Below are 12,495 nucleotides of genomic sequence, written 5' to 3' on the forward strand. Positions count from 1 at the left end.
TGAGGGAAAGGTGAAAAGCACCCCGTCGAGGGGAGTACAAAGTACCTGAAACCGTGTGCCTACAAGCAGTGGGAGGGCTATGTCCGCAAGGAAATGCCTGACCGCGTGCCTATTGCATAATGAGCCGGCTAGTTATTCTTGTCAGCAAGGTTAAGCGTAAGCGAGCCGAAGCGAAAGCGAGTCTGAACAGGGCGTTCAGTTGGCAGGAATAGACGCGAAGCGGGATGATCTACCCATGGCCAGGTTGAAGGTGGGGTAACACCCACTGGAGGACCGAACCGGTGTTTGTTGAAAAAAGCTCGGATGAGCTGTGGGTAGGGGTGAAAGGCTAATCAAATTCCGTGATAGCTCGTTCTCTCCGAAATAGCTTTAGGGCTAGCCTCGGATGATTTGCACTGGTGGTAGAGAGATGGATGGACTAGGGGGCTTTCCGGCTTACTGAATCCAACCAAACTGCGAATGCCAGTGACAACCAGTCCGGGAGTCAGACAGTGGGGGCTAAGCTTCATTGTCGAGAGGGAAACAGCCCAGACCGCCTGCTAAGGTCCCCAAGTTACAGTTAAGTGGGAAAGGAAGTCGGAACGCTCAGACAGCCAGGAGGTTGGCTTAGAAGCAGCCATCCTTTAAAGAAAGCGTAATAGCTCACTGGTCAAGCGGTCCGGTGCCGACAATACAACGGGGCTAAAACTGTACACCGAAGCAACGGATGCGTACGCAAGTACGCGTGGTAGGAGAGCATTCTCAACAGCTGCGAAGCCAGACCGAGAGGACTGGTGGAGCGTTGCGAAGAGACCCTGCCGGCATAAGTAGCGATAACGGAGGTGAGAACCCTCCGCGCCGAAAGTCTAAGGTTTCCTGAGGAAGGTTAATCCGCTCAGGGTTAGGCGGTCCCTAAGTCGAGGCCGACAGGCGTAGATGATGGACATCCGGTTAATATTCCGGACCTCCCAGTTTCTCGTTATTACGATGGGGAGACGCAGAAGGATAATCGTGCCGTTCTATGGCTATAGCGGTCGATACGCGTAAGCTGGTTCCGATAGGCAAATCCGTCGGAGCTTAACAGTGAGGCGTAGAGGAGCCCCTTTTGGGGCATAAGTCGATGATTCCACGCTGCCGAGAAAATCCTCTAAGGAGAGAAACGGGAACCGTACCCCAAACCGACACAGGTAGACGAGGAGAATATCCACAGGCGCTCGAGTGAAAGCTCGTTAAGGAACTCGGCAAATTGGCTCCGTAACTTCGGGAGAAGGAGCGCCCACGCAAGTGGGCCGCAGTGAAGCGCGTACGGCGACTGTTTAACAAAAACACAGGTCTCTGCTAAGTCGAAAACGACGTATAGGGGCTGACGCCTGCCCGGTGCCGGAAGGTTAAAAGGAGAGGTTAGCGCAAGCGAAGCTTTGAATTGAAGCCCCGGTGAACGGCGGCCGTAACTATAACGGTCCTAAGGTAGCGAAATTCCTTGTCGGGTAAGTTCCGACCTGCACGAATGGCGTAACGATCGTACGACTGTCTTAACGAGTTGCTCGGCGAATTTGTAGTACCGGTGAAGATGCCGGTTACCCGCAGCTAGACGGAAAGACCCCGTGCACCTTTACTACACCTTAACTATGGGTTATGACTCTTGCTGCGCAGGATAGGTGGGAGGCTTTGATCCCGGATTCTCGGATTCGGAGGAGCCAACGGTGAGATACCACCCTGCGAGTGTTGTGATCCTAACCTCCTCCCGTGATCCGGGAGAGGGACATAGTTAGGCGGGTAGTTTGACTGGGGCGGTCGCCTCCCAAAATGTAACGGAGGCGCGCGAAGCTACTCTCAGACTGTTTGGAAATCAGTCGTCGAGTGCAAAAGCATAAGAGTGGTTAACTGTGAGACCTACAAGTCGAGCAGGTGCGAAAGCAGGCTTTAGTGATCCGGTGGTTCTGTATGGAAGGGCCATCGCTCAACGGATAAAAGGTACGCCGGGGATAACAGGCTGATCATTGCCAAGAGTTCATATCGACGCAATGGTTTGGCACCTCGATGTCGGCTCATCGCATCCTGGAGCTGTAGAAGGTTCCAAGGGTTAGGCTGTTCGCCTATTAAAGCGGTACGTGAGCTGGGTTCAGAACGTCGCGAGACAGTTCGGTCCCTATCTGCTGTGGGCGTAGGAAATTTGAGGAGGGCTGTCCTTAGTACGAGAGGACCGGGATGGACGAACCTCTTGTGTTCCAGTTGTCATGCCAATGGCACGGCTGGGTAGCGAAGTTCGGTTGTGATAACCGCTGAATGCATATAAGCGGGAAGCACGCTCCAAGATGAGATTTCCCTGAAGGGCCCAGGAAGACCACCTGGTTGATAGGCTGGATGTGGAAGCGCAGTAATGCGTGTAGCTTACCAGTACTAATCGCCCGTTCGGCTTGTCCATAGAATTAACTCCGCGCAGTTCAAAGTGAGCTTATCGCGGCTTGAGTTGATCCTATCGACAGTCTTTGTAAGATCCTTGTCACCCAATCAATTTCGTTGGTAATTTGAGATTTCGGCATTGTGGCGCCAGATTGCTGTAGTGGCTCCGTCCGGAGAGAGGAAAGAAACAAGGCTTCTCGATGGCTAAGGAGCGCCCTGGCTGCGGGGAACCACCCGCCAAGCGCCATCCAAGTTTGCCGGTGACCATACCGCGAGGGATCACCCGTTCCCATCCCGAACACGGAAGTTAAGCCTCGCTGGGCCGATGGTACTGCACGGGTGACTGTGTGGGAGATTAGGTGATCGCCGGCATATTTTTTACGAAAAGGCCAGTCCATTGCGGACTGGCCTTTTCGTGCTTTTGGGTCTTGTAATTATCGCCAGAAGTCCATCGCGCGCTGATATAGCTCATATTGCTTTTGCTTGTCGGACTGAATCGTTAGCCAGAGTGTTTGGAGGCTGACGGTTTCTTGAAGGCCGGATTGGATGACCGTGTCCGCGTCAAAACCGACGATCTCATATTGGAACCAAGTGCAGAGAAGTCCGGCCAGGACCTGCCGGTAGGATGGGCCTTGGACGAGGCGACAGAAGTCGGTAAAAGTAAGCTCGTATCCTGAGGTGCCAATACGCTCGGTCGCAATCCTGCGCATTTCATCACGGGTCATTAGTTTGCCGGGCGAGTCCATGGTGTCCAATCTCGTACTGAAAGGATCGGGCATCCCGGTTGTTGAAGCAAGTGGATAAAGCGCAGGTCCAAAGGTCAATCCGTGAAGATAGGCCTTCGGTGTTTCTCTCGCCGGCGCTCATACGTCCAATGAAGGGAAGTTCATGAGTTATTCGATCAAAGAGATCTTCTACACGCTGCAAGGGGAAGGCGCCCAGGCTGGACGTCCTGCTGTCTTTTGCCGTTTTGCCGGGTGCAATCTATGGTCTGGTCGCGAGAGTGATCGAGCCAGCGCTATTTGCCGCTTCTGCGATACCGATTTTATCGGCGCAGACGGGCCGGACGGAGGCAGATTCGCATCTCCCGAAGACCTGGCTGCAGCCGTTAATGCCGCATGGACTGGCGGTGCCAGTAACAATCGGCGGGCGAGGAAGTTCGTCGTCTGTACCGGTGGCGAACCGCTCCTGCAACTCGATGTCAAGCTGATTGACGCGCTACATGCCTACGGCTTCGAGATTGCAGTTGAGACAAACGGCACGATTGCCGTTCCGGAGGGTGTCGACTGGGTATGTGTAAGCCCGAAGGCAGGGGCGGAGCTTGTTCAGACGCGCGGTGACGAACTCAAGTTCGTGTTCCCGCAGTGCGGGTTCAATCCGGAGCAATTGAAAAATCTCGAATTCCACCATTTCTTCCTGCAACCGATGGATGGACCTGAGCGTGAATCCAATACGCAACTTGCGGTCCGTTACTGCATGGAACACCCGCAATGGCGATTAAGCTTACAGACGCACAAGCTGCTTGGAATTCGTTAGGAGGTAACGGTGGAGATATTCAAAGAGTTCCATATCGAAGCGGCTCATTGGCTCCCCAACGTGCCGGCAGGGCACAAGTGTGGACGTATGCATGGACACAGCTTCCGGATCGAAGTCCATATAAACGGGCCCATTGATTCGCAGCTTGGATGGGTGCTCGATTTCGCCGAGATTAAAGAGGCTTTTACGCCGGTTGAAGAAAAACTTGATCATCGCTGTCTCAACGAGGTGCCAGGTCTGGAGAATCCAACGAGCGAAAATCTTGCCCGATGGATCTGGCATGAACTACGCCCATCCCTACCTCTGCTCAGCAAAATTATCGTCCGCGAAACCTGCACCAGCGGCTGCGTTTACAGCGGTGACTAGCGCTTAAAACAAACGACTCCCCTGCGGATAAGATGGGAACGCGGCAAATATGCCAATGGCCATCACATCAAAGGGGATATCGTGAGCAGGATTTCTTTTAAGCGACGAGCTATTCTTCTTTTCCTTTCTGCCTTCTGCGTTGTTTTCCTTTCAGAGTCTTCTGCCGCTGCCACTGTTCAGAACAGCGGTCATTCACCAGCCGAAGTTCTTCTGGTCTATAACGCAAACAGCCCAATCTCAACGGCCATTGCTAAGGACTACGCGGCGCGCCGGCACGTCACCAAAACCGTTATCGTCCATTGCGCTGATTCGGCTGTGATCACGACAAATGAGACGATCTCGCTGGAGGAATACACAGCGAAGATCGCCACGCCGGTAGAGCGTTATCTGCAGCTGCATAAGGAAATCAATTTCATTGTTCTCACAAAGGGCGTACCGATTCGGGTTGACGGCGCGATCACCGGTTCACGCGATGAAAATACCACCGGTAATCTTCGCGCTTCGGTCGACAGCTATCTGGCCGCAATCGATTATCCATCGATCAAAGACGCGATGAAAATCAGCATTCACGGCTCGGGTGCAAGCGGCTTCGGTTGGCTCAACCGCTACTGGAACGCTGATGTTCCTTTCAGCCATGCGCGTTTCGGAGGCTATCTCGTGACGCGTCTCGACGGCTATACCGAGGCCGACGCCAAAGCTCTGGTCACGCGAGCAATCGAAGCGGAAACGGAAGGGATCCACGGCAGCAAAGTCTTACTGGATGTGCAGCCGATTTTTAAGGTTGATGACGTCGAATCGCAGCCGCTGCGCGTCACAGGACCGATTCCCGATGAGTCGGACTGGGGCTCATGGAATGCGGATATGGTGAAAGCCGCTCATCAGCTCGAATCTAAAAAGATCCCGGCAGAACTCGACATGAGCCAGACGTTCGTCGGCAATCAATCCAATCTGCTCGGATATTTTTCCTGGGGCAGCAATGACGCCAAATACTCCGCGTTGGCATATGAGTCACTTACCTTCGCTCCCGGGTCTGTCAGTGACACCGCGGTTTCCACCAGTGGGCGCACCTTCCTGCATACAACCGGCGGTCAATCCCTGATTGCCGACCTTATCTCTCATGGAATCACGGGCGTAAAGGGTTACACCGACGAGCCGCTGCTACAGGCAATCGCGTCACCGTCGGTCCTTATGAGCCGCTATACGTCCGGCTTCACGCTAGCCGAAAGCTTCTATGCTGCATCGCGCTTCGTCGGTTGGGAAGACATCGTGATCGGCGATCCACTGTGCAGGCCCACCGCGTGGCCAAAGCAATCCTCAAAGTAGTTTCGTAGAATTTGGCCTCGATAGAGGCTCAGCGTCTTCTCCTTGACAATCTAGGAGAAGCCCGCTACGCTTTCCTAGATTGTCTAATAGAACGTCTAGGAGAATCTTCCTTGGATCAACTTGAGCTTTTGCAGGGCACTTTGGACCTGCTGATTCTGAAAGCCGTTTCCCTCGGGCCGTTACATGGCTATGGAGTGCTGTTGCGGCTGCAGCAGATCTCCGGCCAGACCCTGACCGTCCAGCAAGGATCGTTGTATCCGGCACTCTACCGGCTTGAGCACCAGGGACTGCTGGCTACGGAGTGGGGCGAAAGCGAGAACAATCGTCGAGCCAAGTACTATCAGCTCACAACGGCCGGTCGCACACGCCTTGAAGTCGAAACCGAGAAGTGGAATCGCATGGCTGGAATCATGGGGGCGATTCTCAAGACCGAGGCGGAGCCCGCATGAATCTTCTGGCGCGATTGCGGTCGAGCTTGCGCGCCCTTCTTCTCGGCGTGCGGATGCGTAGCGAGGTAGCGGAAGAGATGGAATTTCATCTTGCCGCTCGCGTCGAGGAACTGACGCGCACCGGCATGAGCCGAGCAGACTCTATCCGGCACGCGCGCGCTGAACTCGGCCCCGTCATGCGCCAGCAGGAACGATACCGCGAAGCAGCGGGACTACGAGCCTTCGACGAGATCAGCGGTGATCTCCGCTTCGGATTGCGAACGGTGTGGAAGCAGCCTGTTTTTACGGCTGTGATGGTGCTCTCGCTGGCTTTGGGCATTGGCGCCACGACTGCGATGTTCAGCCTGATTTACGCGGTACTGCTGCATCCATTTCCCTATGCCGATTCCGACCGGATCATGAATCCGGTCATCGTCAACGAAGATAATCCCCAGGAACTGCGCTGGTTTGCCATGACCAAGCCGCAGTTCGAGCAGTTCGGCCGCGCCAGCTCAATCGAGAGCCTGCTCGGCTTCCGCAACGTAAATATGGAGATCAGCGGAAACGAGCTTCCTGAGGAAGTGGCGGCTGTTTATCTCACGGAAAATGCGGACACATTCTTTCGCGTGCCTGCATATCTCGGCCGCGGCATTCAGACCACTGACGCCGAGACGCATCAGCGGATCGTTGTGCTCAACTACAAATTCTGGCGTCGTCATTACAACGGCGATCCCACGGTGGTTGGCCGCACGCTCCAACTCAATCATGAGGATTACACGATCGTAGGCGTCATGCCGCGCCGGTTTGCCTTCAACGATACCTTCGGCACAAGCGATATCTACCTTCCGCGAAACCTGCTGCATGACAGCGTTCGTCCGCTGGTTCAATGGCCCTACACGCCATGGATCAAGATCAAGGCGGGCATGAGCCGTGCGACTGCAGATGCGGAACTCGGCGCCATCGTGCATCAGTTCGCGAAAGAGTTTCCTGCACGCTTTCCGAAGAAGTTCCATCTGCAATTGCAGCCCATTGTTGTTCCATACGAGCAAAACACCGGGGCGATGCTCGCGCTCCTTTTCGCCGGCGTAGTCTTGCTGCTCCTGATCGGTTGCGCAAACTGCTCCATCCTCACACTGGCGCGCGGTGCCTCTCGTCAACATGAACTCGCGGTGCGCAGCGCTGTCGGTGCTTCGCGATGGCGGATCGTTCGCCAACTGCTCGTCGAGTCGGCAGTCATATCCTTTGTCGGCGCCGCTCTTGGAGTAGCAGCGTCCTATTGGCTTGCAAAGCTGCCGCTGCTACTCGCACCTAACGCATTTCCAGCGGAATCGGTCATCCAGGTCAACGCACCCATCCTCGCATTTTCCGTAGTGTTGACGCTGCTTACGAGCATTCTGCTGGGGCTGTCACCCGCGTTGCGTCTTTCCAGGCCCGATGTTTCACAAATGATGCAGTCATCGCATCGCCGCATCGGCGGAGTTCGCAGCAGCCACGCCTTTCACGCGCTCATCGCAGGGCAGATTGCTCTGACTTTGTTGTTGATGGCCACGGCAAGCATCGCCATGGGAGCATTCCTGCACCTGATGAATGCACCGCTCGGTTACGAGCCTAAGAACGTGATGGAAGTCGGTGTCGCAATGCACTTCCAGGATCAGAAGAGCTGGGAGGGTATCAAAACACGCGAGGCACGTGCAGCTTATATCGAGCGTGTGCGCCAGAGCATGGCGCAGGTCCCGGGAGTGCTTTCCATCGCTGTCAGCATGGACTCTACTCCACCGTATAGCGGCGTGGAACGAGGTTTCGAAATCGCAGGCATACCGGCTACTGAAGACCAGCAGGCGCGAGTACATCTGGTAGATCCACGCTACTTTGCCACACTGCAGATTCCGCTGCTCGCTGGCCGCTACTGGAGCGATGCTGAAAACACACGCGGCGATGGCGTAGCCGTAATCAACGAAGCGATGGCGCATCGCTACTGGCCCAATGGAGACGCCATCGGCAAGCAGTTAAGTATTCCGAGCCTGAAATCGGATGCTCCGCTGGTATCTGCATCGAGCTACAGCAGCGGCACGCGCGAGATCATCGGCGTTGTAGGCGATGCACGCAACGATGGCCTGGAGCGGCCCGCATTACCTGCAATCTACGTTCCCTATACAACGCTCATGGCTCCCTATACGCAATACCTGATCAAAGCGCAGAGTGAACCTCTTGCACTGATACCGGCTATTCGTGCAGCAGTGCAGTCCGTCAGCGCAGATCAGCCGATATCGAATGGCTACTCGGATCTCAAAGAGGCTATCGAGCGCGATGCGCAATGGAGCCGTCAGCGGCTTTTCTCGGTGCTCTTTGGAGTCTTCTCAGCAATTGCGCTCATGCTCGCTTTGGTGGGTCTCTTCAGCGTAGTTTCGTATAGCGTTGCGCAGCGCACCAACGAGTTTGGCGTGCGCATGGCGCTCGGTGCGCAACGAAGTCATGTGCTATGGATTGCGCTCCGCACAACAGCGTGGAGCGCAGGCAGTGGCATCCTGCTTGGCCTGCTCGTGAATCAATTGCTCCACGGCATTCTCGTGCGATGGATGCGTGTGCACGCGAGCAATGCCGCTGGACTGGCGACTGTCACGCTGTTGCTATCGCTCTGCGCGCTCGCTGCGTGCATCCTTCCGGCGCTGCGTGCCGCATCCATTCGGCCTGTAGAGGCGTTGCGCTATGAATAACCAAATTTCGGCCCAATATCTCATCAATTTTTCTCGATTCCTTCTGCATTCAGGAGCAAGCCGTGAGTAAGTCTGATTCATTGTTTCTTCGTCTTTCCGCGCAATGCAAGTCGTGGCTGCGAGCCATCACTCACCGCAGCAGTCTCGAAAGCCAGATGGACTCTGAGCTTGCAAGCCATCTTGAAATGCTTGCCGCTGACCTGATGCGCGCAGGCTATTCGCGCCAGGAAGCGAATCGCCGGGCGCGCATCGCGCTTGGATCGACTATCGTGCACAAGGATGAGATGCGCGCCTCAGTGGGGCTGCGATTCTGGGATGCCATGGCTGCGGATCTACGCTACGCAGCGCGCAGGCTGCGCCGCAGCGTTGGTTTCACTGTAGTCGCGTCAATCTCTTTGGCAATGGCCATTGGCGCCAACACCACCATCTTCTCGCTGGCCAAACAATTGCTGTACGAGCGCCTCAATGTTGCGCACGCTGCAGACTTGCGTTTACTGGCCTGGAACGCGATAAAGGGGCGTGAGGCAGTTCATCATATCTGGGGCGATTACGAGCCGTACCCCAACGGTCGTGTGGCGAGCTCATCCTTTTCATATCCGGCATATCAATACCTGCGTGCGCACAACCATGCATTTCAAGATTTGTTCGCATTCAAAGAGACTGGCGGCAACGCGACAATTCGCGGACAAGCACAGCCAGTGCAGTTCGAGATGGTTTCGGGCAATTACTACGGCGACCTTGAAGTGCATCCGCAGTTAGGCCGTGCTATTCAGCCATCGGATGATGCCACGGCAGGAGCAGGAGCGGTTGTCGTTATCAGCGATGGCCTGTGGGAGCGTCAGTTCGGAAGTTCGCCCGCGGTGCTGGGCGAAATCGTAAAGCTCAACGATGTGTCGCTGACAATCGTTGGCGTCAATCCTCGCGGATTTACCGGTGCAAAGAATGTGCAGGAGTCTCCTGACTTCTTTCTACCAATCTCGATGCAGCCGCTCATCTATCCCCGTTCCGTCCGGAGTAGTACGTCGTCCTCTCTGCTGGATGCGCCGCAAAACTGGTGGATCAACGTGATGGGACGAATCCGTCCCGGAGTTTCGGATGCAGAAGCGCAAGCGGAACTTAATGTGCAACTCAGCGCCGTGGTGCGCGCAACCATGCCCGTGCGCCCTACAGACAGCATGCCGCAGATGGATGTGCGTGACGGCAGCCGCGGTCTTTTTCACACACAGCGCATGTTCGCAAAGCCTATGGCTGTGCTGCTGACGATGGTAGGTTTTGTCTTGCTGCTGGCCTGTGCGAACATCGCGAATCTCATGCTTGCGCGCGGCACGCAGCGCCAGCGCGAGATGGCGATTCGGCTTTCACTCGGTGCTGGGCGCATACGCCTTGCGCGACAGATGATCGTCGAGAGCGTTTTGCTGGCTGTGATTGGCGGCGCTGGCGGATTGCTCATCGGATACGTGGGCAGCAACATCATTCCGAAGCTTACTGGGAATGCATGGGAGCGAAGTGAGTTTCACGTCCACTTCGATTGGGGCGTTTTTGTTTTTACGGCGCTGATCACGCTCTGCACGGGATTGATCTTTGGCCTGTTTCCAGCCATTGCCGCGGCTCGCACGCACTTGAATCATGGATTGAAAGAGAGCTCGGCAAGCGTCACCAGACGGCGCAAAGGATGGGGTGGCAAGTCGCTCGTCGGCTTGCAGATCGCGCTGTCTACGCTTCTGGTCGTGGGCGCTACGCTCTTCCTTCGCACGCTTGCCAGCCTCAATGCTGTCGATGTTGGCTTTCGTACAGATCATTTACTCCTGTCAGAAATCGAGCCTCCGGCCAGGCAATACCCTCCAGGCAAGGACATGGCATTGCATCGCAGAATCATTGCTGCATTCGGCGCTGTGCCCGGAGTGGAAGCGGTCACCCCAGCTGTCGCGCCTTACGTTGCAGGAGAAGCTGATGATACTGACTTTCTTCCCGAAGGCGAGGCCTACGAGAAAGACAAGGACCAGAGCCAGTTTTACAACGTGGTTGGCAATAATTTTTTCTCGTTGATGGGCATTCCTATTCTTTCGGGAAGGAGTTTCGATTCGCGGGATACAGCAACATCAGGCAAGGTCGCCATCATCAACGAAGCACTGGCAAAACTGCGATTTCCGAATCAAGATCCCGTAGGGAAGCGGTTCACCACCGACGAGCACAATAACGACGGGCACAGCCTGAAAGAGTCGGCGCAATGGATTCAGATCGTCGGTGTATGCGCTGACACGAAGTATACGGATCTGCGCACGCCACCGCCGCCGCAGTTCTTTCTTCCGTTTGAGCAGCAGACGGAGGTCGGCGGCCTTACCTATGAGCTGCGCACTCGCATCAAGCCGGAAGCCGTTGTGCCTGATCTACGCAAAGCACTGCAGCAGATCGATCCGGATCTGCCGCTGATCGAGGTACGCACGCAGCAGCAGCAGATCGATTCAGACACACAGCAGGAACGCATCTTTGTTGCGCTCACGTCGAGCTTTGGCATGCTGGCATTGGCGCTGGCTTCCGTTGGCGTCTACGGCGTGATGGCGTACTCCGTGGCGAGCCGTACTAATGAAATCGGTATCCGTCTCGCACTGGGTGCAAGGCCCGCGCAGGTGCTGCAAATGATTTTGCGTGAGGCAATGTGGGTGTCGATTGCCGGTATCGTTGTAGGCCTCACGGCTGCAATGCTGCTCGGCCGCGCGATCAAGTCTATGCTTTATGGATTACAACCCGCTGATCCGCTTAGTTTTAGTTCTGGCGCGCTGATCCTGATAGTTATCGGGCTTGCGGCGAGCTGGATTCCGGCGCGGCGGGCGGCGCGGATTCAACCAGTAGAGGCGCTGCGGCATGAATAGCTGCTGCGCCTGCGGTTTGGCTTAGCCGGCGAGAACTGGCAGGGCTGGGATGGAGCCGGTTTCCTTGGCTTCGTCGATGACGGCGTCGAGGTTTTCGAGGACCTCTTCGACGGTCATGGTGTAGAGCTGGCGGCCAGCGTCGTAACCCTCTTCTATCAATGACTTAAGGTAGCGGCCGGCGATCTGGGCGGCCAGATAGTCGGTGATGATTTTGCCGCTGCGCTGCTTCTGTGCGAGCCAGGCGTGGTTGGGCATGGCGATCCACATGGGCTGGCCGTTAACGTCGAAGCGGATGTCGACTGCATCGGCGTGGCGGGTGGCGATGGCCACGATGTTGGCTTTCCATTTGCAGTGGAGGTCTTCGCCGGTCCAGCGGTCGGTGACGTGGAAGTCTTCGTACATGGCTCAAGCGTACCGCTTTGGCGGGTCAGGCATCAAGCGAGGGCGTGAATATCGATTTCACAGCGCAATCGCTGCGGGGCGAAGTGTAATCCGTGCCGGGCAAAGTGCAATCGGTGCAATGCAATGTGCAATCTATGCAGACGCTGCACAACGTTTGCCGGACTATTGCTGCTGTTTTGCGTCCTGCTGAAGGGCGGCGAGACATTTGTCGCGGGCTGGGGTGAGCGCCGGCTTTTTGACGTGGGAGAGAGCGGCCTGACTCCGGTAGAGGAACTCCTGAATCTGCTTGTTGGATAGCTCGAGGGTGAGGTTATGGCAGACGCCGTCGCCAAAGGCAGGGTAGGTGTAGAAGCTCAAGAGGTTGTTCCATCGGCGAGCGGTATCTCGGAGCGGCTGATGGGCGGGTTGTAGTTGAGGCTACCATGAGGTCTTTCGTGGTTGTAGTAGTGAGTCCATGGCTGCAGATGTGAGTCC

At 55.8% G+C, this 12,495-nt stretch carries 10 protein-coding genes and 2 rRNA genes (1 of these 12 cut by a window edge); 8 read left to right on the plus strand and 4 right to left on the minus strand.

Features of this window, described 5'->3' with window-relative positions; all coding sequences use genetic code 11:
* Positions 1–2,404, plus strand: a 23S ribosomal RNA gene (locus OHL22_RS23665); it begins 505 nt to the left of the window's first position.
* A 234-nt stretch (positions 2,405–2,638) separates the two neighbouring features.
* Positions 2,639–2,754: ribosomal RNA gene (gene rrf / locus OHL22_RS23670) — 5S ribosomal RNA — on the plus strand.
* A gap of 62 nt (positions 2,755–2,816) precedes the next feature.
* Here rrf and OHL22_RS23675 read toward each other — a convergent pair.
* Positions 2,817–3,128, minus strand: a complete 312-nt coding sequence (locus tag OHL22_RS23675) for a hypothetical protein (protein WP_263342284.1) — start codon at positions 3,126–3,128, stop codon at positions 2,817–2,819.
* 142 nt (positions 3,129–3,270) lie between these two features.
* Here OHL22_RS23675 and queE point away from each other — a divergent pair, with 142 nt between their 5' ends.
* The 6 genes from queE to OHL22_RS23705 all read left to right on the plus strand — a co-directional run bounded on the left by queE (position 3,271) and on the right by OHL22_RS23705 (position 11,619).
* The gene (gene queE, locus OHL22_RS23680; RefSeq protein ID WP_263342285.1) at positions 3,271–3,918 is read left to right on the plus strand and encodes a 7-carboxy-7-deazaguanine synthase; all 648 of its coding nucleotides are present in this window, start codon (positions 3,271–3,273) and stop codon (positions 3,916–3,918) included.
* Positions 3,919–3,927: 9 nt separating this feature from the next.
* On the plus strand, positions 3,928–4,284 hold the full coding sequence (gene queD, locus OHL22_RS23685; RefSeq protein ID WP_263342286.1) for a 6-carboxytetrahydropterin synthase QueD: 357 nt from the start codon (positions 3,928–3,930) through the stop codon (positions 4,282–4,284).
* Positions 4,285–4,365: 81 nt separating this feature from the next.
* A complete protein-coding gene (locus OHL22_RS23690; protein WP_263342287.1) occupies positions 4,366–5,607 on the plus strand; it encodes a TIGR03790 family protein in 1,242 nt (413 codons plus the stop codon).
* A gap of 110 nt (positions 5,608–5,717) precedes the next feature.
* Positions 5,718–6,056, plus strand: a complete 339-nt coding sequence (locus OHL22_RS23695; RefSeq protein ID WP_263342288.1) for a PadR family transcriptional regulator — start codon at positions 5,718–5,720, stop codon at positions 6,054–6,056.
* Positions 6,053–8,749: an ABC transporter permease gene (locus OHL22_RS23700; RefSeq protein WP_263342289.1), complete on the plus strand. Its 2,697-nt coding sequence runs from the start codon at positions 6,053–6,055 to the stop codon at positions 8,747–8,749. The genes OHL22_RS23695 and OHL22_RS23700 overlap by 4 nt, the downstream gene beginning before the upstream one ends.
* Positions 8,750–8,811: 62 nt before the next feature.
* Positions 8,812–11,619, plus strand: a complete 2,808-nt coding sequence (locus OHL22_RS23705) for an ABC transporter permease (RefSeq protein WP_263342290.1) — start codon at positions 8,812–8,814, stop codon at positions 11,617–11,619.
* Positions 11,620–11,640: 21 nt separating this feature from the next.
* Here the strand turns inward: OHL22_RS23705 and OHL22_RS23710 are convergent, their stop codons facing one another.
* The 3 genes from OHL22_RS23710 to OHL22_RS23720 all read right to left on the minus strand — a co-directional run.
* Complete coding sequence (locus OHL22_RS23710; RefSeq protein WP_263342291.1) at positions 11,641–12,021, minus strand: hypothetical protein; 381 nt, start codon at positions 12,019–12,021, stop codon at positions 11,641–11,643.
* 162 nt (positions 12,022–12,183) lie between these two features.
* Complete coding sequence (locus OHL22_RS23715) at positions 12,184–12,378, minus strand: hypothetical protein (RefSeq protein WP_263342293.1); 195 nt, start codon at positions 12,376–12,378, stop codon at positions 12,184–12,186.
* Positions 12,375–12,495 (minus strand): integrase core domain-containing protein (locus OHL22_RS23720; RefSeq protein WP_263342294.1); only part of this gene is annotated, 121 nt, incomplete at its 5' end. The genes OHL22_RS23715 and OHL22_RS23720, both read right to left, overlap by 4 nt.

This window comes from Acidicapsa dinghuensis, assembly GCF_025685685.1.
GTDB classification, from domain to species: Bacteria; Acidobacteriota; Terriglobia; order Terriglobales; family Acidobacteriaceae; genus Acidicapsa; species Acidicapsa dinghuensis.